This window comes from Companilactobacillus bobalius, from assembly GCF_002179915.1.
Lineage (GTDB): Bacteria > Bacillota > Bacilli > Lactobacillales > Lactobacillaceae > Companilactobacillus > Companilactobacillus bobalius.
The window spans coordinates 1-24,079 of sequence record NZ_MYFM01000006.1 but is presented as its reverse complement, the minus strand read 5'-3'; the positions used below and the strand labels follow the sequence as shown (position 1 = coordinate 24,079).

At 35.9% G+C, this 24,079-nt stretch carries 23 protein-coding genes and 1 rRNA gene; 7 read left to right on the top strand and 17 right to left on the bottom strand.

Translation table 11 applies throughout. From position 1 onward, the window contains the following. Nucleotides 1–65: 65 nt before the first annotated feature. The 7 genes from LKACC16343_RS09500 to LKACC16343_RS09470 form a co-directional block, all read right to left on the bottom strand. A complete protein-coding gene (locus LKACC16343_RS09500; RefSeq protein WP_056953078.1) occupies nt 66–965 on the bottom strand; it encodes an ROK family protein in 900 nt (299 codons plus the stop codon). Between the two features lies 1 nt (nt 966). Further along, complete coding sequence (locus LKACC16343_RS09495; RefSeq protein WP_056953069.1) at nt 967–2,403, bottom strand: 6-phospho-beta-glucosidase; 1,437 nt, start codon at nt 2,401–2,403, stop codon at nt 967–969. 47 nt (nt 2,404–2,450) lie between these two features. Continuing rightward, nucleotides 2,451–3,827, bottom strand: a complete 1,377-nt coding sequence (locus LKACC16343_RS09490; RefSeq protein WP_056954016.1) for a PTS sugar transporter subunit IIC — start codon at nt 3,825–3,827, stop codon at nt 2,451–2,453. A 141-nt stretch (nt 3,828–3,968) separates the two neighbouring features. Then, on the bottom strand, nt 3,969–4,712 hold the full coding sequence (locus LKACC16343_RS09485; protein WP_054643512.1) for a MurR/RpiR family transcriptional regulator: 744 nt from the start codon (nt 4,710–4,712) through the stop codon (nt 3,969–3,971). Between the two features lies 1 nt (nt 4,713). Further along, nucleotides 4,714–5,532, bottom strand: a complete 819-nt coding sequence (locus LKACC16343_RS09480) for an SDR family NAD(P)-dependent oxidoreductase (RefSeq protein WP_056953062.1) — start codon at nt 5,530–5,532, stop codon at nt 4,714–4,716. A gap of 130 nt (nt 5,533–5,662) precedes the next feature. Further along, nucleotides 5,663–7,999, bottom strand: coding sequence for a glycoside hydrolase family 65 protein (locus LKACC16343_RS09475; RefSeq protein WP_056953050.1), 2,337 nt, complete (start codon nt 7,997–7,999; stop codon nt 5,663–5,665). 306 nt (nt 8,000–8,305) lie between these two features. Further along, on the bottom strand, nt 8,306–8,548 hold the full coding sequence (locus LKACC16343_RS09470) for a helix-turn-helix domain-containing protein (protein WP_056953042.1): 243 nt from the start codon (nt 8,546–8,548) through the stop codon (nt 8,306–8,308). 145 nt (nt 8,549–8,693) lie between these two features. Here LKACC16343_RS09470 and LKACC16343_RS09465 point away from each other — a divergent pair, with 145 nt between their 5' ends. Beyond that, on the top strand, nt 8,694–8,930 hold the full coding sequence (locus LKACC16343_RS09465) for a helix-turn-helix domain-containing protein (RefSeq protein WP_056953033.1): 237 nt from the start codon (nt 8,694–8,696) through the stop codon (nt 8,928–8,930). A gap of 89 nt (nt 8,931–9,019) precedes the next feature. Here LKACC16343_RS09465 and LKACC16343_RS09460 read toward each other — a convergent pair whose 3' ends face one another. Further along, nucleotides 9,020–9,526, bottom strand: coding sequence for a hypothetical protein (locus LKACC16343_RS09460; protein WP_056953031.1), 507 nt, complete (start codon nt 9,524–9,526; stop codon nt 9,020–9,022). Nucleotides 9,527–10,105: 579 nt separating this feature from the next. On the opposite strand from LKACC16343_RS09460, the gene LKACC16343_RS09455 reads away from it, so the two are divergent. The 5 genes from LKACC16343_RS09455 (at nt 10,106) to LKACC16343_RS09435 (ending at nt 15,983) form a co-directional block, all read left to right on the top strand. Then, the gene (locus LKACC16343_RS09455; RefSeq protein WP_034543831.1) at nt 10,106–11,122 is read left to right on the top strand and encodes an ABC transporter ATP-binding protein; all 1,017 of its coding nucleotides are present in this window, start codon (nt 10,106–10,108) and stop codon (nt 11,120–11,122) included. Beyond that, the gene (locus LKACC16343_RS09450; RefSeq protein WP_056953029.1) at nt 11,119–12,093 is read left to right on the top strand and encodes an ABC transporter ATP-binding protein; all 975 of its coding nucleotides are present in this window, start codon (nt 11,119–11,121) and stop codon (nt 12,091–12,093) included. Before LKACC16343_RS09455 ends, LKACC16343_RS09450 begins: the two co-directional genes overlap by 4 nt. Beyond that, nucleotides 12,093–13,052, top strand: a complete 960-nt coding sequence (locus LKACC16343_RS09445) for an ABC transporter permease (RefSeq protein WP_056953027.1) — start codon at nt 12,093–12,095, stop codon at nt 13,050–13,052. Before LKACC16343_RS09450 ends, LKACC16343_RS09445 begins: the two co-directional genes overlap by 1 nt. A gap of 15 nt (nt 13,053–13,067) precedes the next feature. Beyond that, a complete protein-coding gene (locus tag LKACC16343_RS09440) occupies nt 13,068–14,021 on the top strand; it encodes an ABC transporter permease (RefSeq protein ID WP_056953025.1) in 954 nt (317 codons plus the stop codon). Nucleotides 14,022–14,162: 141 nt separating this feature from the next. Next, complete coding sequence (locus LKACC16343_RS09435; protein WP_056953023.1) at nt 14,163–15,983, top strand: oligopeptide ABC transporter substrate-binding protein; 1,821 nt, start codon at nt 14,163–14,165, stop codon at nt 15,981–15,983. A 125-nt stretch (nt 15,984–16,108) separates the two neighbouring features. Here LKACC16343_RS09435 and LKACC16343_RS09430 read toward each other — a convergent pair whose 3' ends face one another. The 3 genes from LKACC16343_RS09430 to LKACC16343_RS09420 form a co-directional block, all read right to left on the bottom strand. Then, nucleotides 16,109–16,705 (bottom strand): NAD(P)H-binding protein, encoded by a 597-nt coding sequence (locus tag LKACC16343_RS09430; protein WP_056953021.1) that lies wholly within the window; start codon nt 16,703–16,705, stop codon nt 16,109–16,111. An 11-nt stretch (nt 16,706–16,716) separates the two neighbouring features. Further along, the gene (locus tag LKACC16343_RS09425; protein ID WP_056953019.1) at nt 16,717–17,172 is read right to left on the bottom strand and encodes a flavodoxin; all 456 of its coding nucleotides are present in this window, start codon (nt 17,170–17,172) and stop codon (nt 16,717–16,719) included. Between the two features lie 267 nt (nt 17,173–17,439). Continuing rightward, a complete protein-coding gene (locus LKACC16343_RS09420) occupies nt 17,440–18,057 on the bottom strand; it encodes an NAD(P)H-binding protein (protein WP_056953017.1) in 618 nt (205 codons plus the stop codon). Between the two features lie 192 nt (nt 18,058–18,249). Here LKACC16343_RS09420 and LKACC16343_RS09415 point away from each other — a divergent pair, with 192 nt between their 5' ends. Continuing rightward, nucleotides 18,250–18,819 (top strand): sugar O-acetyltransferase, encoded by a 570-nt coding sequence (locus tag LKACC16343_RS09415; protein WP_056953015.1) that lies wholly within the window; start codon nt 18,250–18,252, stop codon nt 18,817–18,819. Between the two features lie 48 nt (nt 18,820–18,867). Here the strand turns inward: LKACC16343_RS09415 and LKACC16343_RS09410 are convergent, their stop codons facing one another. The 6 genes from LKACC16343_RS09410 to rrf all read right to left on the bottom strand — a co-directional run. Beyond that, nucleotides 18,868–19,929, bottom strand: coding sequence for a baeRF8 domain-containing protein (locus tag LKACC16343_RS09410; protein ID WP_056953013.1), 1,062 nt, complete (start codon nt 19,927–19,929; stop codon nt 18,868–18,870). A gap of 97 nt (nt 19,930–20,026) precedes the next feature. After that, nucleotides 20,027–21,619: a cation:proton antiporter gene (locus LKACC16343_RS09405; RefSeq protein ID WP_056953011.1), complete on the bottom strand. Its 1,593-nt coding sequence runs from the start codon at nt 21,617–21,619 to the stop codon at nt 20,027–20,029. Between the two features lie 150 nt (nt 21,620–21,769). Beyond that, nucleotides 21,770–22,615 carry an aldo/keto reductase family protein gene (locus tag LKACC16343_RS09400; protein ID WP_056953009.1) on the bottom strand — a complete coding sequence of 282 codons (846 nt, stop codon included), beginning with the start codon at nt 22,613–22,615 and terminating at the stop codon, nt 21,770–21,772. Nucleotides 22,616–22,680: 65 nt separating this feature from the next. Next, nucleotides 22,681–23,223, bottom strand: a complete 543-nt coding sequence (locus LKACC16343_RS09395) for a GNAT family N-acetyltransferase (RefSeq protein WP_056953008.1) — start codon at nt 23,221–23,223, stop codon at nt 22,681–22,683. A gap of 102 nt (nt 23,224–23,325) precedes the next feature. Further along, nucleotides 23,326–23,835, bottom strand: coding sequence for a DoxX family protein (locus tag LKACC16343_RS09390; RefSeq protein ID WP_056953006.1), 510 nt, complete (start codon nt 23,833–23,835; stop codon nt 23,326–23,328). A gap of 159 nt (nt 23,836–23,994) precedes the next feature. Beyond that, nucleotides 23,995–24,079: ribosomal RNA gene (gene rrf / locus LKACC16343_RS14725) — 5S ribosomal RNA — on the bottom strand; the annotation flags it as partial.

Here is a 24,079-nt window from a genome sequence, read left to right as displayed (position 1 = left end):
TCAATTTGAATAATACAGTAACCAAAATCATTGTTATCAATATCCCCTCATTATCTTCATAATTTTTAGGCGTGAATCAATTGATAAACTGCACCGATCATCCCAGCATCATTCTTTAACTTTGCTGCTTTGACAAGTGGTAAATCTATATCCTTAATACTATTATGTGTAGCTTTAACTTCTTTAATCGTCTTATTTAGATTATCGATGAATTCAGTATTGGCACTAATTCCACCACCAACAATTACTACTGCTGGATCAAAAGAAACTTCCAAATTGATAATTCCCTTTGCCAGACTATGATAGTAACTCTTCAAAACGTTCTGAGCTAAAACTTCCCCATCATCAGCACGTTTAAAGATTAGGCGGGCATCTTCAACTGGTTGACTACTGAACTGATTATATCGTCTGATCAAGCCAATGACAGTTGCACCACGGAAATTTAGACTGCCCATCTCAACATCAATATCATCATCTTCAACAATCATCCAACCGAATTCACCAGAACGAGCATGAGCACCACGATAGATTTGATCATTAATAATCATCGCACCACCGACTCCAGTTCCTAGAACTAAGCCAATATAGTCGTGGACTCCTTGAGCTGAACCAATCCACTTTTCAGCGATTGCTGCAGCATTAGCGTCATTTTCGATTTTAGCAGGCAAGCCTGTTTTTTCCTCTAATAATTGAGCCAAATTGATACCTGTAAAACATTTCACAGCACCAGAAGTTGTTAGGAAGCCATCTACTTGAACGACACCAGGCATACTGACACCGATTCCTAAAACGTCCTTATCAAGTGATTGAATTTCTTTAACAGCGGTCACCAAGTCATTTAATAACCCAGCTTGATCATCGACGTTAGTTTTAAAATGTCCTTTATTGGATACAACTCCATTTTCATCAACTAAACCATACTTGACTGAAGTTCCTCCAATATCTAAACCTACATAATTTTTCATCTTAATCTATCTCCGCACCATTGGTTTTGATGACATCCTGGAACCAATAGAATGAGTCTTTCTTATAACGATTCAAACTACCTGTTCCATCATCATTCTCATCAACGTAGATCATACCATAGCGTTTAGACATTTGACCGGTACTTGCGGCTACCAAATCAATACAGCCCCAAGGGGTATAGCCAATCAAATTAACACCATCTTTCAAAACAGCTTGTTTCATTGCACGGATATGATCAGTCATATAGTCAATTCGATAATCATCGTGAACTTTGTTGTCACTAGCCTTTTTATCGATAGCGCCAAGTCCGTTTTCAACGATAAATAATGGTAAGTGATATCGATCATTAAACCAGTTTAGAGCATATCTCAAGCCAACTGGATCGACTTGCCAACCCCATTCACTAGCTTTGACATAAGGATTTTTAACGCGATCATGACTTTCATTGTATTCAAGCTTGCCAGTATCCTTAACTGCAAAGGACATGTAATAACTGAAACCAATGTAATCAACTTTACCTTGGCTTAACACTTGCAAATCATCGTCGTTCATATCCAAATCAAAATTACGTTCTTGGAAATGATTCAACAACCATTGTGGATAGAATCCATTTACGTGAACATCAGCGAACCAGAACCTTGTTTGCATCGCGCGTTGAGCAAATAGGATATCTTCTGGTTTAGATGTAAGTGGATAAATTGGAGTCATTGCAATCATGCAACCAATTTGAAAATCAGGATTGATCTCGTGACCAATTTTGACAGCTTTGGCACTAGCAACTAACTCGTAATGAGCTGCTTGATACATCAATTTTTCATTATTTTCTTCTGGTTTAGGAACAATTCCTGAATCAGTGAACAAAGCGTGAGTTGATTCATAATCAGTTTGATTATTGATCTCATTGAAAGTCATCCAATATTTAACTTTATTCTTATAACGTTTGAAGACAACTGTAGCAAATTTAACAAAGAAGTCGATTACCTTACGACTGCGCCAACCACCATATTTTTTAACCAAATGATATGGCATTTCAAAATGGGACAACGTAATTACAGGTTCAATGTTGTATTTGTGTAGTTCATCAAACATATCGTCATAAAACTTTAATCCGGCTTCATTAGGTTGTTCATCGTCACCATTGGGAAAAATTCTTGTCCAGGCAATTGATGTTCTAAAACACTTGAAGCCCATTTCAGCAAATAATTTTATATCTTCAGGATAACGATGATAGAAATCAATTGCATTGTGATTAGGATAAAATTCATTAGGATCAATTCCATCAGTAATTTTTCTAGGCACACCGTTGGCTCCAATAGTCATCACATCAGCTGTACTGATACCTTTACCACCTTGATCAAACCCACCTTCTAATTGGTGAGCAGCTACAGCGCCACCCCACAAAAATCCATCTGGAAATGTTTTTCCTTTTAATGTCATAAATTTGTCCTCCTCAAATGCGTTACATCATCGTTATATATTTATAATTAAGCTTCTACAGTACCGTTGATGTCTTCATCTTCGGCACCTTTTTCAATTTTTTCATCTTTGTCTTCATCATCGTCAGGAACAGCCATCTTGTTAGCTGCCAATACGAATGGGAAGTACATAGCTACGGAAATTGCTAAACAAACAAATCCAATTACTAACCCTAACAAATTACCACCAGTTCCTAAGAACGGCATTAAAGGTCCAGGGGTCGTCCACGTCATACCTATGGCCGGCGATGGTATCCAATTAAAGACAACAGTTACAAAGTAACCAACCAAGATATTAACAACAGGTGTTAATACAAATGGAATAGCCATGATTGGGTTTAAAACGATTGGTAGACCAAACATCAAAGGTTCATTGATATTGAATAGTCCTGGAACAAAAGCCAATTTAGCAATAGCACGGTAATCTTTTCTTCTTGATACTAAGAAAATTGCAATGATAAGACCTAAAGTCATACCAGAACCACCCATGTTAGCAAATACATCGTTTAGAATTCCCCATGTAACACGATGTGGAACACCTACAACACCATGAAGGTTGATATATGTTTGATTACTCATATCAGCTTCAGTAAAGATCATTGATCTCAAAGCATTCAAAGTATTTGGACCATGAATACCTACAAGCCATAGTAAGTTTTGAACAATGGCAATAATGATAACACCGTACAAGTTAACTCCGATATGTGTTAATGGTGTTTGAATTGATTTGTAGATAACATCATTAATACCACCGGGTGCAACTAATTGAATAAGATAATTCAAAATTGAAGCAACCATAATAACAAAAACAATTGGAATCAAGCCGTTGAATGAACGAGCAACAGCAGGTGGAACCATTTCAGGCATCTTAATTTGTAGTTTCTTGATCTTTGTTAGTCTTGGTAAGAATTCACCAACTAAACCACCACAGAGCATAGCAACGAACAAACCTTGAGCACCAAGGTATGTTGTTGGTAGATATGTAACTCCACCCTTCATGATTGAAGGTGTGTACATAATCATAAATACTGCGATACCAGTCATACCAACTAGCATATCATCGGCTTTGAAATACTTAGCCAAGTTTCTAGCAACTAGATAGGCAATGAAGATTGAAAGAATATTCATTGTTCCGTTAGTTACAGAAGTAAGAAGCTTTTGTGCTTCTTCCAAATGTGGGAAAAATTTCGGTAAGAATAAAATTTGTGCAATGAAACCTTGTTTTGAAAAAATAAGATTATTAATCAAAATAACCAGTGAAGCAGCCATTGTGATTGGAAATGTGTACATGAAAGCATCACGGATAGCAGCGATGTGACGTTGTTCGTTTAACTTAGTAGCAAACGGAACAATGTGTTTTTCCATGAACGCATTGAAACTGTTCATCATAATATTGAATCCCCCTTTATTTGATTACAAATACTAGTATAGAAAAACGCTTACAAGATGTGAATACTTTGTAAGCGTTTTGAATTGCTGTACCTAGGCTTTGAATGATATTCCAATCGTGGTACAGCATGTTCCTTATTATATTTTTCGACTAATATCTTGATTATGCAGTTCCATCAATAAACCATCAACGATATAAACACACGGTACCTGACTTGTTAAATCATAGTATTTATGAATTCTAGTTTCTGGAATATTATAGCTAAGCGCATAGCGACCAATTCTAGCGATGGGACTCTCAATATTTCCCGTCACGCTGACCAAAATTGTATCCGGACTATTAACAAAATTATTTAAAGTTTCCAAAATCTCACTAGTTCGTCCCGAAACTGACAGGGTAACAATAACATTATTGGAAGTATTGTGTAATTGTTGAATCAAAGGATAAAACGGATCTTTAACCGCATATGAATTGAATCCTAATGACGCCGCTTGTCTGGAGGCATATTCAGCAATTGCACCAGATCCCCCCATTCCAAAGAAGACAATATTATCAGCATCTAACATCAAATGAGCTACCAACTTAATTGTCTTTTCAATATCATTGGGAAAAGCATTTCGATCAATAATATTCAAAACATCACTCTTTGAACGCATTAAATCCTGATTCTCACTTTTAAATGAAACCTTGAACTCAGGAAAACTACTATAGCCAATCTTATGAATAAAGCGCATAACGGAAGAATTTGATACATGTGCTCCCTGAGACAAGTCACGTACTCTCATTAAAGGAACTTGTTCATCGTGATCAACGATATATCGATAAATAGCCATATCGACTTCTGACAATTTATCAATATCTTTAAATCCAAAAAATGCCATATTAAATCCCCTTCATCATCTTGGATAAAACTGCTCGATAAGTATTAGGCATCGTTCTAGCCACTAGGACCATCCCATGATCAACGATTGAATGATAGTATCGACGTTTTGGCTTAATATCAGTTGCAGCTCTATAGAATACTTTTGCCAAATCCTCAGCCGTTGCTTCACTGAAAGTAATCTTTGAAAAGAGTTCCTCTGTTTTATCAAGCATATTCTCATAGGGTGAATTCTCAACTAAATTCTTCTTAGCATTTTCAAAGGCAATCTTGCTCCATTCAGACTTAGTCAAACCCGGTTGGACGATAACTGAACGAATTCCAAATTGTTTGACCTCTTGATCTAAGACATCACTCCACATATTCAAACTAGCTTTAGTTGTGTAATACCAACCACCAAGAGGACTGTAAATATTAGAACCAACTGAAGAAATATTGACGATACGGCCTGAACCTTGTTGTCTCATCTGTGGCAAAACATATTTTGTTATTTGAGCAGCTCCAAAGACATTGACATCAAATTGCTTTTTAGCATTCTCAATTGGCACCTCTTCAATCGGACCAAATTCACCATAACCAGCGTTATTTACTAAGACGTCAATTTGGCCTTGTTCACTAATAGTACGATCGACTAAGGCACGCACTGAAATAGCATCAGTCACATCCAAACTCTGTGTGTGAATACCTTGTTCCTTTAAATCAGTTAATCTCTCAATTCGACGTGCGCCACCATAGACTTCAAAACCTTGTTCCTTAAAGTACAAAGCCGCCGCTTTTCCCATCCCTGAAGAAATACCTGTGATTATCGCTACTTTTTTCATAATTTCCCCTCCTATACTATTACGTCAATTCTATTATAGAAAGCGGTTTAATTATTCAAAAATATAAAATTAATTAGTTAATAACAAAAAAGTCTTATCAACTCCTCAACAGAATTGATAAGACTCTTCTTTAATCCTCTACGTTCACTTCAATCGATATAGGGATTTCTATTTTTGAATTAGCAGCAACGTGATAAATCTCATTGTGGTTAATAAAAGTAATGGCGTCTCCTAAAACAGATACTTGGAAGGTATCCTTGTACACATCAATCTTCAACAGACTGCCATGCCAATTAATTTCAAAATGCAAACTATTCCATTTGCTTGGAAGATGCGGTTCGATTCTCAATTGACCATCAAGAACTCTGATACCACCGAATCCTTCAACAATCATGTTCCAAATACCACCAATTGAGGCCATATGTAACCCTTGAGCTGATTTACCGACGCCTGTCCCTAAATCGACCTCACATGCTCTCTCAAAATAATCATAAGCTTTATCAGCCAAATTTAAATCACTGGCCAAAATACTATGAGTTGAGAAAGATAGTGATGAATCGTGTGTAGTCTTGGGTTCATAGTAATTCCAATTGGCAAGTTTAATATCGTCGCTAAATAAATCTTCAAATAAGAAGACTAACAATAAGACATCAGCCTGCTTAGTAACCTGTAAGTCATTGATTTGTTGCAAATTGTAATCCTTGAAGATCTTTGCATGACCTCCATCGGATTGGTACTGAGTTGTTTCAATTATTTTCTTTTGTAAATATGTATCGTCTTCTGGAATAACATCGAATTCATTAGGCTTTGGTAGAAAAATTAAATCTACCTTAGATATCCAATCCTGATAAGCGTCATCGAGTTTTAATCTCAAATTCAATTCGTTATATATTTCTGGATTAGAGTTCCTCAATAGACCGACCACAGCAATGGCTTTTTGAATACACCAGAAAGCCGTGTAGTTAGTAAACGCACTGTTATCAATATGCTCCTTGTACTCATCAGGTCCAATCACATTATCGATCACAAACTTCTTACGTGCGGGGTCCCATTCTAGACGACTAGCCCAGAACTTAGCAGCATCTAAAATAATTTCATAGCCCATTTCCTCAGCAAATCGCTCATCTTTAGTAATTGATAAGTATTGCATTACGGCAATAACTACATCACTGGTAATGTGCTGTTCCAAAGAACCAGAAAGAATCCGCATTGGTTTCCCAGTTACGATATCAACTGAACCCCAAGGTGGTGTCATTTCACCATCCGTCGACCAAGCAGACTCCCAAGGAAATTGAGCTCCCCAGTAACCGTTGGCTTTAGCTTTCTTTCTAGCACCATCTAGTCCTAAATAACGATATTTCAAAAGATTACGAGCCATCTCCGGCATTGTAAAGGTAAAGTATGGCAACATATAGATCTCTGTATCCCAGAAAGTATGTCCTTTATATCCTTCACCAGTTAAACCTTTAGCCCCAATATTCATCCTTGAATCCTTTGGAGTATTAGCTGCTAACTGGTAACGAGCAAAGTTAATCGCTACTTGTGGTTTGACATCATCTGAATCAATACTGATCAAACTACGTTGCCAAACGTTGATATTCCAAGCATTAGTTGATTTATTCAATAATTCATCATAATTGAGTAAACTGGAACGTTTAATCGCATCCATTGATATGTCTGAGATAGTGTCATGACCCACATCATTATCAATAGTCGTATAAACATTGGCATATTTAACAAAAGTAAATTTCTCACCTTTAGTTAAATCAACATTGTATTCGTCAAAAATTTGGCGGCGATCCATTCTAATATTGGGTTTAACTTTTAACAATACTTCATCTATGTAGGCCTTTTGTGTCACATTAAAAGCAAAACCAATATTCGTCTGTTGCGTCTTTTCCTGCATTTGCAGAATTTTACCATCAAATAAACGTTTATCGCCTTCAACTAAATGTTGAGTTCCACTATTGGAATATTGACCATCAATCCCCGAATTGAGCTTAATACTTAAGTCACTTTGATCAGAGGTGATTTCCAATTTGGAGACAAATAAATGAACATCACTCATTGAAACAAAACGTGAAAACTTAAAACTGATTCTATTACCGTCAATTAGCCAATCAAATGACCGAACTAACTCACCATTCTTTAAATTGAGATGTTTATGATAGTTTTCTATCAATCCCGTGCTTAAAGAAAACGCTCGTTGATTGATTACGATTTCCATATTTAATAGATCAGGTAAATTAGGAAGTTCTGTGACTTCATCGTTGAACGCATCAAACGTTCCGGCCACGAACATATCACGTCTTTCGTTCAAGTTTCTTTCTTCAGCAGTTGCTCTTATACCTAGATAACCGTTGCCTTGAAACATTATTGCTTCGGTTTTATCAGCCTTGAAGAGGTCGAAGTCGTTGGTACCAATATACCAACTGTCATTATTTTTGGTGGTTACACAATATTCCATAAGTCATCATCCGTTCATTAAAGATATTTTGCCCTCAATATCAGTAATGTCGTTCACATAAATCGAATCCTCTGCCTTTATTGTACTTATTTTTTTGTAGATGTGAACTATTTCACTTGTGATTTATCATTCAAACTTTTGGCAACTAAAAAAGCTCACTCGTTATTCAAGATATTCCTACGAGTGAGCCATAATTCAATATTCATTTATTTTGTTTTTGACCATATTTAATATAATTATTAAACAATATAGATTTATTTATATAGAAGTATCTGCTAATACAACTAATTTTTGAAAGTAAATTTTTTATTTAATCTGCAAATTTTTTAGAATTAATCCTTGTAATTCTTTTAAATCAATCTCGTAAAAATCGGATAATACAAATAAGAGTTCACCATCGATGATCTTATTTTTGTCCGTTTCAATTGCACTCAAAACCGAAGTTGATGTCGTGCAACCATACACTGTTTTTGTAGAATCAACCACTTGTTGGAGCGTCAAATCTTTCAAAAGTCTTTTTTTACGCAAATACTTTCCAATCGTTATCATGTGTCAAATACAACCTATACCTTTCATATATGATATTTTAACTTAAAATATGGTTTTTTCAAAAAAAGTTATTGAAAAAAAAGAATTTCTAGTTTACCATGTTCTTGTCCTTGATTAAGGAAAACTTAAAAAAAGGGAATTTATTATGTATAGTAATCAATATTTAAAAGCATATTTTACGTTAAAGAACATCAAACAAAGTGATATTGCCAAACTTCTCGACAAATCAACATCTACTATTCGTAGAAAGAATGATGACTTAGGGTTCACTCAAAAAGAGATATTATTAATTCATAATAAATACAACATCCCCATTCAAGCATTCTTCTATGATGCCGATAACGATAATACGGATAATTCCACATTTCCAGAAAATTCTTAAAATTATTCATTTGAAATATGCCATCACTAGATAGTTTATTTCAAATTACAAAAAAAGTGCAAATTTTGATTTGCACTTTTTTGTTATCTTCATTTCTGATTGATATCTTGTTGCAATTGATTTAACTCTCCATTATTAGAAAGTTTCTGATATTGTTGATATGCTTGATACCAATTTCCATTATTAATCGCAGTTCTCAATCCAGAATACTCATCATTAGAAAAAATTTCCTGCGCAGCCTTTTGGGATTGTTCCTTTGTCAAAGCAGACGAATCCTCAATAAGTGTAGCTGTCTTTTTCTGACTATCCGCAGCTGACATAATTTCAGACATCTTTTTCTTACCCAAAACCGAAGCAGCTCGATTGATTTTCTCGTCATTCTTGGCATCACCGGTTTTACGAGCCTTAACTCTTTTGACCAGCTCGGACTTCACAGCTTTATCGCTAGGAGTATCATTACCTGTCGCACTGCGCAACATATTGTTTAATGGGAAAAAGAAAACAACACATAAAACTATTAAGACTAGTAGTGAAATGATGATTGTTAAAATTAATGGTTTCTTAGTTTTCTTTTGATGACGCATTTGTTGACGCATAAGATCACCCTTCTTCACGGATATATTACCACCATTTTCATTCAGAATTCATTTTTTTAATACCGTGTTTTCATATTCTGACACGTCAATGATAGCGTTTCAACTTATTTTACTAACTAATTTTTCATGAAAATAATAAAAATTTTCTTTAAAGGAGTTTCAGAAACTAATTTTTCTGAAACTCTTTTTTATTTCTAAGATAATTGGTTCAAACCATTGCCGTTATAACGTCAATTAATTAGTCTATTCTATCTTCTCCTATATTCTATGAATCTCTTTGGTATCAATAATTAGACCAGTGACCTGAAAATATACGTATCGTCATTTATAAGTTAACTTTTTTCTAATCTTTCTAATTTAATTGTATAGTCTGTTCATACAGATAAAACAAAGTTTATAGCCCGATTATGAATAAATAATAAAGTTTTTTAATATTATTTTAATATTGGGGGTTGTAAATTAGAAAATGATTAACTATAATCGAACTCAATTATTAAAAAAGTTCAACAGAGCACTGGTACAGACGTATCTTTGCATCTTAGGGTTTAAATAAGAAGATTATTAGAATCAGGAGGGGATATCTTGGAAACTACATCAGATTTTCTAAATATTAAAGATGTTAATACTGCTTTTAAGATTAACGGTAAATATTACGATGCTATTTCTCATATTAATCTCACAGTTCATCATGATGAGATTCTCGCCATTGTTGGTGAGTCTGGATGTGGAAAGAGTACTTTAGCCACAACCATTATGGGATTGCATGATCCATCCGAAACAAAAATTTCAGGTGAAATTGATTTTGAAGGCACTAACCTTTTAAAACTTGATGAAGCTGGATACAACAAATTCCGAGGAGCCAAAATCGGAATGATCTTCCAAGATCCACTATCTGCTTTAAATCCTCTAAAAAGGATTGAAGATCAAATTAGTGAGGTCATGACTTACCATACTAAATTGACTGCCGAGCAAAAGCATGATCGAGTTTTGGAACTATTAAAAGAAGTAGGAATTGTTGATCCTAAAAGAACTGCTCATCAATTTCCACATCAACTCTCCGGTGGTATGCGTCAACGTGTTATTATCGCGATTGCCATTGCTTGCAAACCCGATTTAATCATCGCTGACGAACCAACAACTGCTCTTGATGTAACAATTCAAGCTCAAATCTTGGATGTTCTAAGAAAGATTCAATCCGAAAATCACGCCGGTATCATCTTAATCACTCATGATTTAGGAGTTGTTGCTGAAACAGCGGATCGTGTAGCAGTTATGTACGCCGGACAAATTGTTGAAGAAGGTAGCGTCGAACAAATCTTCAATACTCCAAAGCATCCTTATACACGTTCACTATTAAGATCAATGCCTCAACGTGACAATCAAAACGATGACTTATATGTCATCCAAGGTAATGTTCCCTCATTACAAAAGATGTCTAAGATTGGTGATCGATTTGCACCACGTATTCCTTGGGTCAAACCTGAAGAACACGAAGAAAATCCAACAATGCATGAAATAGAACCTGGACATGAAGTTCGTTGTACTTGTTACAAGAACTTCTCGTTTCCAGATCAGGTTGGGAGTGTGAAAGCATGAGTTTAGTTGAAATCAAAAATTTAAAAGTTCACTACCCTATCCGTTCTGGATTTTGGAATCGAATTACTGATTCTGTAAAGGCTGTCGATGGTATCAGTTTCAATATTGAAGCTGGTGAGACTTACGGATTAGTTGGTGAATCTGGTTCAGGTAAATCAACCACTGGTAAATCAGTCGTTGGCCTAGAAAAAATCACAAGCGGTTCAATCATGTATCAAGGTAAAGATATTACCAAAAAGATCAACCGTAAAGAACTTGATTACAACCATGATGTTCAAATGATTTTCCAAGATTCCCTTTCTAGTTTGAATCCTAGAAAAAGAATTGAAGATATTATCGCAGAACCATTAAGAAATTTCGAGCATTTAAGTAAAGATGAAGAGAAATTAAGAGTTTTACAACTACTAGATATCGTTGGTTTGGATCCTGATGCTTTATACAAGTATCCTCATCAATTCTCTGGTGGTCAAAGACAACGTATCGGAGTCGCTCGTGCCGTTGCCACTAACCCTAAATTGATCATCGCTGATGAACCGGTTTCCGCTTTGGACCTTTCCGTTCAAGCTCAAGTTCTAAATTTCATGAAGAAAATTCAACGTGAATTTGGAATTTCTTACCTATTCATCTCCCATGATTTGGGTGTTGTCAGACATATGTGTAACAACATCGCTATCATGAACCGTGGCCGGCTAGTTGAAATTGGAACTCGTGATGATATTTATAATCATCCCGTTCATATCTACACTAAGCGTTTACTAGCCGCCATTCCTGAAACAAGTGTTAACAACAGACAACAACATCGTGCTAATCGTTTAGCCGTTGAAGAAGTCTATCGTGAACAACAAGACAAGTATTACGACAAAGATGGTAAAGCTTTCCCACTAGTTCCAATTAGTCCAACTCATTCAGTTGCTCTACCAAAAGAAGTTGCCAACAAGATCATCAAACAAGAAGGAGAGGTGAAGGCATAATGTGGAAAACAGTTCTCCGTCGTATCATGATTATGATTCCTGAAGTTATTATTCTTAGTCTTTTAGTTTTCCTATTAGCTAAGGCAATGCCTGGTGATCCTTTCACCGGTTCCATTAATCCTAAATCTGATCCTGCTCAACTTCATCATTTGATGAAAATGAATGGTTTGTACGATCCTTGGTATCAACAATATTGGAATTGGGTTGTCCATCTATTCCACGGTAACTTGGGTAACAGTTATCAATATCAAGAACCAGTTACTCGTTTAATTGGTAGCCGTGCCGTTAATACCATTTGGTTAGCCTTACTTACAACAGTTCTTACTTACTGTTTTGCTCTACCAATGGGTATGTTTGCTGCTAAGCATGAAGGTAAACTTCCTGACAATATCGTCAGAATTTACACATATGTAACTTACAGTATTCCTTTCTTCGTTGTTTTAGTTATTGGTATCTGGATCTTCGGTTACGTTCTAGGCTGGTTCCCAACTACAGGTTCCGTTTCAGCTACCGCTAATCCAGGACTTCCAACCGCTGGATCTCATTTGTACCACATCTTATTACCAAGTATCTTGGGTGCACTATTTGGAACTGTCAACGTTGTTCAATACCTTCGTTCAGAAGTTATCGACGCCAAACGTTCCGATTATGTCAGAACTGCTCGTTCTAAAGGTGTTCCTGAAAAAGATATTTACAAACATCATATTTTTAGAAATTCATTATTACCTATCGCCGCATTTGCCGGTTATTCAATTACTGGATTGTTAAATGGTTCTATCTTTACTGAAACAGTCTTCTCTTATCCAGGTATGGGACTACTATTTATCAATTCAATCAATTATCGTGATTACACCGTTATCACTGCTTTAGTTTTAATTTACGGAATTTTGAATCTATTGGGTACGCTACTTTCAGATATCATCCTAAGTATCGTTGATCCTAGAATCAGAATCGAATAAGGGGGCCGTTAATTTATGGAAGAGAATCTAAATAAACATTCAAATATTTCAGCGGCTGACTTAGACCGTTTAACTAAAGAAGCTAGCGAAGAAGCTACTCCATCATCTGCCAAGATTGTTTGGAACGAGTTCAAGGCTGACCGACCTGCTTTCATCGCCTTGTTTATCGTTGTTGGCTTTATACTTTTCGTTATGATTGCATCACTATTCATTAATACTCCAAAAATGATGGAGACCAACATCATGAACTACAATATCAGTCCAGGAACCAATGGTTATACTCTCGGTGCTGATGCTGGTGGTCGTTCAATCGCTCAACAGCTTATCGTTGGTTCACGTAATTCAATCGGTATTGCTATCGGACTTACAATTATTTCTTCAACCTTTGGTATTTGCTGGGGATTAATTTCAGGTTACTTCAGTGGCTACATTGATTGGGGTATGCAACGTGTGTACGACTTCATGATGATGTTACCAATGACAATGATGATCATTGTTTTAGTTACTATCATTAAAAACTACAATGCTGTTTCATTGACACTTATCTTCTCTATCTTCTATTGGGAAGGTACTTCACGTTTGATTCGTTCACGTACTCTTTCAGAATCTGAAAAAGATTACGTTGCTGCTTCTAAGACTTCTGGTACTAGCAGTCTCAAGATTATTTTCCGAGAGATCATGCCTAACATTTCATCATTGATCATCGTTGATACAACTTTATCATTTGCTGAAAACATTGGTGTTGAAACAGGTCTTTCCTACTTGGGATTTGGTCTTCCAATTCAAACTCCATCACTTGGTACTTTGATTGCTAATGCTAATGATCCTAATAACATCACCGAATATTGGTGGACATGGTTACCAGCTGCCTTGTTGATTATCGTCCTTTGTTTATCAATTAGTTACATTGGTCAAGTTGTTAGACGTTCAGCCGATGCATCTCAACGTCAAGGAGCTGCAGAACAATAATTATTTCGTAATTTTACAAAAAATTAAGGGAGATGGTGCCTTTTCCTAATCACGGGTTTTATAAGTCTTCTGGATACAAATTTTCTTAGCCAATTCTGTAATTGGTGAATATAGGGTTTTTTAACTTAAGGGGGAAACACAATGGTTAAAACTAAAAATAAGGTTATTCTCTCAGCTGTGACACTTTTGGCTGCCGTCACATTAGCTGGTTGTTCTAACGGAAATAGCAGCAGTTCTTCATCTGGTACAACTGCTCAAATTAAATTAAAGTCATCATTTAAGAACAGTGCTGCTACAGATAAAAATGCAACTAAGAATGGTACTTTGAAGTTGGCCGAAGTCGCTGACTCACCATTCCAAGGAATCTCAGATCCAGTCCTTGCTTCAAACGCCGCTGACTCACATGTCTTCTCTCCTGGTGGTTTGAACAACTTGTTCAACGTCGATAAGAACTACAAGATTATCGATGGTGGTCTTGCTAATCAAAAGCTTGATCGTAAAGCTAAGACAGCTACAATTACAATCCGTAGTAATGGTAAATGGTCAAATGGTGACCCTGTAACTGCTAAGGATGTTGAGTACGCATATGAAGTTCTTGGTAATAAAGAATCAACAACAAGTCAATATTCATCTGACTTTGAAAATATTGAAGGTATGGCTGCATATCATAAGGGAACAGCAAGTACTATCTCTGGTATCGAAATGCCAGATGGTGAAAAAGGTAAGAAAGTTGTTATTCACTTCAAGCATATGTCACCAAGTATGAAATTCTCTGGTAACTCATTCATTTGGGGCGCCGCTGAACCTTACGAATACATCAAAAATGTTCCTATTGCTAAACTTGCATCTTCAGAACAAATCCGTAAGAACCCTATCTTCACTGGTCCTTACAAGCTAGATAAGATTGTTACTGGTGAATCAACAAGTTGGGTACCAAACAAGTTCTACTATGGTAAGAAAGCCCAAATCGGACACATTACTATCAACGTTGTTTCATCAAACAACATTGTTAAGGCCATTCAATCTAAGAAGTATGACTCCGTAGTTCCTTCAGCTTCTGGTGAAGTTGGTGGTACTTCATACAAGAAATTGAAGAACCTTAAAGGTTATACAAAAGTTGGTCAACCTGCCCTATCATACAGTTACTTTGCCTTTAACTTAGGCCATTTCGATACTAAGACTGGTAAGAACGTTGCCGATTCTAATAAGAAGATGGCTAACAAGAGTCTACGTCAAGCTATGATGTACGCTCTAAACGTCGATGATGTTGCTAAGAAGTTTGGTAATGGTGTTGCATGGCGTGGTAACACTTTGATTCCACCTGTATTCACTAAGTACTACGATAAGTCAGCTAAAGGTTATTCATTGAATCTTAAGAAAGCCAACAAGTTACTTGATGACGCTGGATACAAGAAGCGTAACGGTAGCAAGTGGCGTTCAGATCCAAAGGGTAAGAAACTTACTATCTACTTCGGTGGTATGAGTGGTAACTCTATTACAGAAGCTACATACCAAGATTATCTACAACAATGGCACAAAGTTGGTTTGAACGTTAAATTATACGGTGGCAAACCAATGGAAATGAATAGCTTCTATGACTTGCTACAAAAACCAAGTCAAAACAAGATTGACCTTTGGACAGCTGCATGGTCATTATCATCTGAACCATCACAATCACAACTTTATGGTGAAACTGCTCCATTCAACATGGGTCACTTCGTAACCAAGAAGAATACTGAATTGATCAACAAGATGAACGATTCATCTGCTTGGAATGACAAGACACGTACTAAGACATTCAAACAATGGCAAGAATACATGAACGATCAAGCTGGTGTTGTACCAGAAGAATTCAACTACGTATGGCAACCAGTTAATAATCGTGTTAAAGGCTTCGACTTCAGTCCTGCCAATAACGAATTATTCAGTGATCTAACATTGACTTCTTCTAAATTGAAGTAGTCAATGCAACTCCATTAATTAACTCTTCTCCCACATTACACACATAATCAGTTAATTAATCGAAGAATCCCGACAAAAAAAGCTTCTCAAGACTAGAAATAGTTTTGAGAAGCTTTTTGATTTGCCTAAAGAATTGGTGCATCACGTTTAATTCCGTCACTAACACCTACATTTTGTTTCGATAAGTATGCTGGATCGTCGATTATTCTTAAAATAAGTTCAGCTACACTCTTACGTGAAATACTATTACCCTGAACCGGCTTATTAGGCTGTGTAACCTGATAACGTACCTCATTAACATTATTCAACCAAGCCAATCTTAAAATCGTGTAATCCAGTCCTGATTGCTCATACAGATGTGCAACCTGCGTTCCAATTTGACTAGTTGTCTTACTATGAGTTCCTAAACCACAGATAGAAATCACTCTCATAACACCATTAGCCTGCATGGCCCTAATAATATTCTGTGTCGGAACAATTGATTTCGTAGCTCCCGTTAAGTCAAAAACAATATCTTGATCCTCCACTGCAGCTTCCACAGCTGAGTTGTCCCTGACATCCCCTTCAATAGCGATTGATCGATTAACTATTAAATCATCAGCCCGAGTTTTATTACGCAAGAGCATCGTTAATTTAACTTCTGAGAAGGCTTTGTCACTCAATAGCTGTTCTTCAACTAGACGTGCGACTTTACCATTAGCTCCTAAAATCAAAATATTCATAGGACTACCTCCTAATCAAGTTGTTCAATAAACTCTTTCAATTGGGTATCGTTATTATTGTATCTAAAACCATCTGTTACCTTACTTGTAGCAGCCAATTCTTGAACGTAAGGCATCGATTCATTAACACTTGAACCAGCAGTCGTTGTAAAAGGAACAATAGTCTTATTTGAAAAATCGTATTTATCAAAAAGACTATAAAAAATCATTGGCACACGACCATTCCAAGTTGGATATCCTAAATAGATTGTATCGTATTTATTCAAATCTGGAAGCGTCGCTTTTATCTCTGGATGAATCTGTTGTTCAAATTCATTTTGAGCCACCGGTACATAATTACTATAACCCTCCGGATAAGGAGTTTTTGGTTCCAAATTGACAATGTCAGCGCCAGTCAACGCTTGAATCTTTTGAGCCACCCTCTTAGTGTTACCTGAGAGTGAAAAATAAATGATTAATTTTGCCATAATTACACCTCTTATTTAGTATCCTATACCCTCAAGTCAGGTTGAGGTCAAGAGATAAGAGAGCGAAGCAGGGGCGTTTAGCCCACGAGAATTTGCCTAAGTACTGAAATCGAACGCGTACTTGGCGGGCAATTTCAGTACTGTAGCAAACCGGAATGGGTTGCCCTTGTGGAGCTCGTTTCCACTATTAAACATAGAACAATGGTTATTTAAAGCAAAAAAGTGAAGCCAGAAAAAAATCCAGCTTCACTTAAAGTCAAACAGTCATTACTTAACAGCAACAGCCCTACGACTAATCTCTACATTCTTATGTGATTCCAACTTACCATTGTTAACTAATCTAACTGCGTAATCGACAACACTATCATAAGAAACATCCTCACTAGTTGGTGCCTCACCCTTATCAACTAGATCATAATTAATATCTTTTCCAGCATCTAAACGAGTTGCTCGAAGGATCGTATAATTCAATTCAGAATCCTCAATCAAACTAACAGCTGTACGATATGGCTGTAAAAGAGCATCTTGTGCTAAATTACCTGAGGCACCATCAGTAACGGGCATCTCATTGTAAAGACCCATTGATGTAATGAAGATCAGACGCTTAATCTTTTTCATCTTCATCCCATCAATAATTCTTTGAACCGACAAGCCCAGATTGCTATCCGTTGCCATTAGAACAATATCATTGCCATCTAAAGCTTCATTCAAAACCTTATCGTCTAAGACATCCCCATGAACCTCACGTTCACGTTTTTCATCGATTGATAAGATACTAGTATTACGAGCCAACAATGTTAAATAATCATCCGTTTTATCTAAAAGTTGTCTTGTAACCTTTTGACCAATTATTCCAGTTGCACCAACTACCAATACGTTTGTCATACCAAATTACCCCCGACTTCCAAATTTTGTTCCAGCTCTATCCTAACTCTTTTAAAGAAATCTAGCTAAATTCCTAATCACTCATTTTCAATTTCTTACATTGGCCGGCCTATTTTCACTCATATTTCAGTGTTTTCAAAAGTTATGCTATGCTTAATGTACACTTTTATTTAAAAGAGGAGAGATTTGAGAATGGAAATTGAACAAGACCCTGCGTATCAGCAGATGATAAATGGAGAACTTTACTTAGAATCAAAACCTTTGGTTAACTTGCGTAACGATGTACGAACAAAATTAATGGAATATAATTTGATTGCTGACAACGATCAAAGAAATACCAAAATTAAAAGTTTAATGAAATCAGTTGGTAATAGATTTTTCGTTGAACCAACAATTTACTTTAGTTATGGTGTCAATATCACTATCGGTGATCACTTCTATGCTAATCACGATGTCATGCTTTGTGATGAAGGCAGAATTACTATTGGTAATGATGTTAAATTCGGTCCCAAAGTCGGTTTATATACACCAAAACATCCCATGGACCCAGCCGTTCGTCGTACTGAAGCCGAAAGAACTGCCCCAATTACAATCGGAAACGATGTTTGGGTCGGAGGCAGCGCAAGTATTCTTCCAGGAGTAACTCTAGGAAACAATGTCATCGTTGGTGCAGGATCAGTTGTTACAAAATCCTTCCCTGATAACGTTATTGTTGTCGGAAATCCCGCTCGTATCTTAAGAAAAAATGAACCTAAAGATTAATTAACCAGCAAAAAAGGAATCTCAAGTTATTCACTGAGATTCCTTTTTTTAGTACACAATAGCACTCATACTTGGTACTGCTGCATCTTTTGAATAAACCACTTGCGAATTGGTTTTATTCAAAATAGATTGAACTAGCATTTTATTATGCTCTACAGAATAAGATGTTCCATCATTGAATGAAATCAGTGATTTAATATCTCGATTCATTAAAGCAAAATTAATTGTATCTAAATCATTGATCACACGCTCCTGATTATCCGCCCTATGCAAATCATGTTTGATTTTTTCTATCAATGCGACAGTTTCAAAATTCTTATACTCATTAACTTTTTCCAACATTTCTCTATGTGATAAATTAAGCATTGAACTGTGAATCACACCATCGATATATTTGCTATTCCCATAATTATTTAAGTAAACATCTAACACTTCTGGTAAGCCTGTTAAAAGAAAAGTCGTGCCCTCACGTTGATACATTGATCCCAATTTACGATCTAAATATTGGTAATAGATCAATTGATCTTTCTGCTGCTCTTCTGATTTTGTTCGATGACCATGATAAATCGCATTCTTCCCACCGTAGGAGCCAGAATTAAGATTAGCATTAACATCAAAGTCTGGATAATAGTCCGCAAAATTACTATGAACTCCCTCAAGTTCAACTTCTTTAAGATTATCCATATTAAAAACATTGATTCGATCACGACTGAGGTTGATCAAATACTCTGGATCAGCACCACTCTCTTCGGGCAAGAGCAGATCCTGAACTAGGAACGTTGTCCCAACATGTGCCTTAGGTAAAACTTGATGTTCCATGCGTGAAATTTCCATAGCCTCATTATTAGCAAAAATAATCAAAGCCTTTTTGGAGGTACTAAATAATTGGCGATCCAGTAATAAATTTTCTAATCGTTCAATTGCTTGGTCCCACTGACGTCTTGGATAATTCAATTCCAAATCTTTTTTAACGTCTTTCAATAAGTTTTTATAATTAAGAATGTTTTCTTCAATTTGAGGAGTTTCTGGATGAATTGGTAAGATAATGCTGATTTTTGGTTCCACATTTGAAGCTAAAAGTCTCATTAGGTTATCATTATTTATTCTCATAGTTCATCTCCTTGAATAATTCTTATGAACATCATTAGTATATATTTATATTATCATGAAGATATACAAATAGTCTAATAATAACTTCAGGAGCATTTTAGATTTCTGGTTGATTACGTGGATCTAAAATCAGCGATTCAGCTAAAAGTAATTCACTAAATATATCATCGACATCATCCTGATTTAATAATTTCTGTTCAGACACATCACACAGGTATTTCTGTTCTACATTAAATGCATGCAATAAAACTTGGTGCTCTTGTTGGTGCAAATTCTTTTCAAAAATGCCTACAGAACCATTTACGCTATTCCATTGTTTCAAATAATCCTTTACGGTATTATCCCGTAATTGATCTTTCAAATCATAAATAACACTATTTTTAACTTCTGTATTCAATTCGTCGAAATCATCAATACTGGCGATCCCACGACCAACCATTTCTTGCCACACTCGTCTAACTTTAGTAGTTGCATCTTCTTTTTTATCACCTTTAAGAATAAATTTAAAAATAAAGGTTGGTACCAGCATACTCATGATGATAATGGCCGACTCTACTAGAATAATTAAGTTAAAAGTTGCTGAATTATCCTTAATACTCAATCCGATAACTGAAAAAGCCATGGCCAAAGTAACTGACCCATGTACTCCCCCAAGTGAAAAAACAACCGCATCATAATAACTTAACTTACTTATATATTTACCATACAAGAAACGAACTAATAATGAAGACACATAAATAATAATCGCTATCCATAACCAATCCCACGATGTTCGTAAATTAGTTTTCTGCTGAACGACGATTCGTTCCAATGTAATTCCCAACACTACAAAGACAAAACTATTCAAAACTTCATTTAAAAAGTTTATCAACTGAACTCCTAAATGGACCTGTCGAGGTGATGTAAAGCGGCTACGTCTTATTTCACTGTTGAATACTAATCCAGCACTGACAACTGCAATAATACCGGAGACACCTATTCTTTCAGACAATAGGTAAATAATAAAAGGTGTCAGGATAAAAATAAGTGTTTGTGATGAAATAACGTTCATTTTGGTTCTAACTAACCATTGACGAAAGAGCATTGTAACAAACGCAAAGATTACTCCAAAAAACATTCCACCAATACCCGAAATTAAAAAGGCTTTAGTATTAGCCGCAAAAGAGAATGTACCAGTATGAAACCAAATCATTCCGGCCTGCAATAGGACAATCCCAGTAGCATCATTAAATAGAGATTCCATTTTTAACATAGAATTAACCTTTTTAGGCAAAGTTACACCTGCGGAGACTGATTCTAATGCCGTTGCATCAGTGGGTGTACTAATGGCTGCCAAAATCAAAGCTAACGGTAATCCTATTTTCATAATTAAGTTAACCGAAATCATTCCAACCGCCGCAATAATAACCGCCAAAACTACAGCCGTACTTATAATATTCCGATACTTTTGCCAGACAATAAAATTCATTGTTCGTTGACCTTCAAAAAATAATAAAGGTGCAATAATTAATAACATAAATATTTCATTATCAAAGCCCAATATCATGTGATTGGTTAACGGAATAATTCCAAAAATGATTCCCATTATTAAATTAATATACGTCGATGAAACCTTAGGAACTAACTTAGAAATAATATTAGCAAATGCCACCGCCACTAAAATGGCAAATGTTGATTCGTAAAGTGCCATACCCTCATCCCCTTTTTTCAATAACAATATTACAATACGTCTTCCAGAAATGTAGAATATTAGTTGAAAAATAATTTTTCAAATTATGATTACGATACAATCATGTTTTTTAAGCAAAAAGCCCAATTCAAATTGAATTGAGCTTTTTCTTTATCCTTGAGTAGAGTTATGGAAATGTGATGGTGCTGTATCAGACATGTTATTCAAAGTTTCCATATCTTCAGCACTGATTTCAAAGTCTAACTTAGCATTATCTTCAATATGAGCCTTGTGAACTGCCTTTGGTAAAGGCAATACTCCATTTTGGATAACAAATTGAATAGCTAATTGTGGAACACTGACATTGTATTTTTCAGCAATTTTGAGAACATCTTGGTTGTGAATCAAGCCACCAGTTGCTAATGGTGAATATGCTTCAACCAAAATATCGTGTGCTTGAGCAAATTTAGTGATCTTAGGTTCTGTGAAACCAACATAATATTGGATTTGATCAACCATAGGCTTAACCTTGGCTGTTTGTAAGACATTTTCCAAATCATGCACATTAAAGTTAGAAACACCAATTGCTTTAACGCGACCTGAAGCATAGATTTTCTCCATTGCACGCCATACGTCTTGATTCTCCTTGTCGTAATTAGCGCCAATTTGACCCCATGGCCATGGAGCATGAATCAAATAAAGATCCAAGTAATCTAAATCAAGATTCTTCATTGTAGTTTCAAAGTCATTTAAAGCATCATCATAATTTTTGGTCTCAGCTGGTAATTTAGAAGTTACGAACAAGTCCTCACGTTTAACACCTGAATCTTTAATACCTTGTCCAACTTCTTTTTCATTTTGATAAACCAAAGCTGTATCAATATGTCTGTAACCAGTATCAATAGCATCATGAACGGCCTGTCGAGCATCCTCTGCAGGGATCTGCCATGTACCAAAAGCAACTTTAGGAATTTTCACACCATTATAAATCTCAAATGTATCCGTTAATTTCGTCATAAAAAATGCTCCTTCCATTTAAACAAGCTCATGATACTCCTTAGAGTTAACTCTAGGTCAATTATTTAATCCAATTCTTTCCAAGGAATAATTGGTGACATTTCTTGAGGACGATCGTTCAAATCCTTTTGTAACCAAGTTACATCTAACCAGCGATTGAATTTAAAACCGACCTTATGAAAAGTTCCAACCTCTTTATATCCTCTCTTTTCATGAAATTTGATACTATTAGCATTTTCCTCAGTAATGCAGGCCATTAAATTAACGACCCCTTGTCTTTTCAAAATGTCCTCAAGCTTCTGGTAAAGAGCCGTACCCAGACCATGTCCCTTAAAGTTTTTATCAATATAAATACTAGTTTCCACGGTCCATGCATAGGCAGCTCTGGGTCCGTATAGATGGGCATAAGCATATCCTAGTACCTTATTGTCATCGTCCTCAGCGACTAAATAAGGGAAATTTTGAGAAATATCACGAATACGCTGTTTAAAGTTTCCAACAGATGGAATAACATCTTCAAAAGTTATCGTTGTATCAGTAATATAGGGTGCATAAATATTTAATAACGCTTGGGCGTCATCCTCTGTAACACGTCTGATTCTTGTCATTCAATCTGCCTCTTCTTAATAGATTTAATAGTTTAATATTATAGTACTTTTTGGCACAAAAAAACTTGCTGATTTACATCTACACAATCAACAAGTTTTATTTCAATCCCAAATACTGGATTGTTTCTTTTGTTTAAAGATGTGGGTTCTGATCCAAGGAATGACCCAGTAATCTAATCCAATTTTACCAGCGTTAAAACCAGCAATAATAATGAAGTATTCTAGAAAAATATATTCAGGGTTAACTGAAATAGCTTCAGCTAACATGTATGAAAAGTTCATCATTAGTCCAAAGAATACAGCTGCGGTTGTTAAACAACCAAAAATTAGACCTAAACCAACGAGGAACTCACCCCAAGAAACCATCATGCTCATACCCTTATAATGAGGTAATATGGCACTTAACATATTATTGAACCAAGGGTAAAGAACTTTACCCGTAGGTCCTTTAACAGGATTCTTAACGGCATTGCCGAGCAAACCCTTAACAGCTCCGGCGGCACCACCAGTGATTTTTTCCCATCCAGCCATTGTCCATAGAACACCTAAGTACACTCTAATAATAGCCAAAATGATTGAAGCAATTTTATTAGTACGTAAAAACTTTACCATAGTAATGTTTTCCCCCTTTTTACTAATAATTCCTTACTCCTATATTATAAGTCTAATTTGGCTTAATGAAGATTTTTTAGACTATACTTGTAGACTAATTATTAACAAAACGAGAGCACAAAAAAAGGAACCAACCATTTGGTTGATTCCTTACCATTAGCGTGGCAGCTACCTATCCTCGCGGGTAGTTTCCCACCAACTACTTTCGGCGTGGAGAAGCTTAACTTCTGTGTTCGGCATGGGA

Excerpts from the sequence above, each read along its gene's own strand:
- LKACC16343_RS09500 (WP_056953078.1), bottom strand. The coding sequence starts at position 965 with ATGAAAAATTATGTAGGTTTAGATATTGGAGGAACTTCAGTCAAGTAT.
- LKACC16343_RS09495 (WP_056953069.1), bottom strand. The coding sequence starts at position 2,403 with ATGACATTAAAAGGAAAAACATTTCCAGATGGATTTTTGTGGGGTGGC.
- LKACC16343_RS09490 (WP_056954016.1), bottom strand. The coding sequence starts at position 3,827 with ATGAACAGTTTCAATGCGTTCATGGAAAAACACATTGTTCCGTTTGCT.
- LKACC16343_RS09485 (WP_054643512.1), bottom strand. The coding sequence starts at position 4,712 with ATGGCATTTTTTGGATTTAAAGATATTGATAAATTGTCAGAAGTCGAT.
- LKACC16343_RS09480 (WP_056953062.1), bottom strand. The coding sequence starts at position 5,532 with ATGAAAAAAGTAGCGATAATCACAGGTATTTCTTCAGGGATGGGAAAA.
- LKACC16343_RS09475 (WP_056953050.1), bottom strand. The coding sequence starts at position 7,999 with ATGGAATATTGTGTAACCACCAAAAATAATGACAGTTGGTATATTGGT.
- LKACC16343_RS09470 (WP_056953042.1), bottom strand. The coding sequence starts at position 8,548 with ATGATAACGATTGGAAAGTATTTGCGTAAAAAAAGACTTTTGAAAGAT.
- LKACC16343_RS09465 (WP_056953033.1), top strand. The coding sequence starts at position 8,694 with ATGTATAGTAATCAATATTTAAAAGCATATTTTACGTTAAAGAACATC.
- LKACC16343_RS09460 (WP_056953031.1), bottom strand. The coding sequence starts at position 9,526 with ATGCGTCAACAAATGCGTCATCAAAAGAAAACTAAGAAACCATTAATT.
- LKACC16343_RS09450 (WP_056953029.1), top strand. The coding sequence starts at position 11,119 with ATGAGTTTAGTTGAAATCAAAAATTTAAAAGTTCACTACCCTATCCGT.
- LKACC16343_RS09445 (WP_056953027.1), top strand. The coding sequence starts at position 12,093 with ATGTGGAAAACAGTTCTCCGTCGTATCATGATTATGATTCCTGAAGTT.
- LKACC16343_RS09440 (WP_056953025.1), top strand. The coding sequence starts at position 13,068 with ATGGAAGAGAATCTAAATAAACATTCAAATATTTCAGCGGCTGACTTA.
- LKACC16343_RS09435 (WP_056953023.1), top strand. The coding sequence starts at position 14,163 with ATGGTTAAAACTAAAAATAAGGTTATTCTCTCAGCTGTGACACTTTTG.
- LKACC16343_RS09430 (WP_056953021.1), bottom strand. The coding sequence starts at position 16,705 with ATGAATATTTTGATTTTAGGAGCTAATGGTAAAGTCGCACGTCTAGTT.
- LKACC16343_RS09425 (WP_056953019.1), bottom strand. The coding sequence starts at position 17,172 with ATGGCAAAATTAATCATTTATTTTTCACTCTCAGGTAACACTAAGAGG.
- LKACC16343_RS09420 (WP_056953017.1), bottom strand. The coding sequence starts at position 18,057 with ATGACAAACGTATTGGTAGTTGGTGCAACTGGAATAATTGGTCAAAAG.
- LKACC16343_RS09415 (WP_056953015.1), top strand. The coding sequence starts at position 18,250 with ATGGAAATTGAACAAGACCCTGCGTATCAGCAGATGATAAATGGAGAA.
- LKACC16343_RS09410 (WP_056953013.1), bottom strand. The coding sequence starts at position 19,929 with ATGAGAATAAATAATGATAACCTAATGAGACTTTTAGCTTCAAATGTG.
- LKACC16343_RS09405 (WP_056953011.1), bottom strand. The coding sequence starts at position 21,619 with ATGGCACTTTACGAATCAACATTTGCCATTTTAGTGGCGGTGGCATTT.
- LKACC16343_RS09400 (WP_056953009.1), bottom strand. The coding sequence starts at position 22,615 with ATGACGAAATTAACGGATACATTTGAGATTTATAATGGTGTGAAAATT.
- LKACC16343_RS09395 (WP_056953008.1), bottom strand. The coding sequence starts at position 23,223 with ATGACAAGAATCAGACGTGTTACAGAGGATGACGCCCAAGCGTTATTA.
- LKACC16343_RS09390 (WP_056953006.1), bottom strand. The coding sequence starts at position 23,835 with ATGGTAAAGTTTTTACGTACTAATAAAATTGCTTCAATCATTTTGGCT.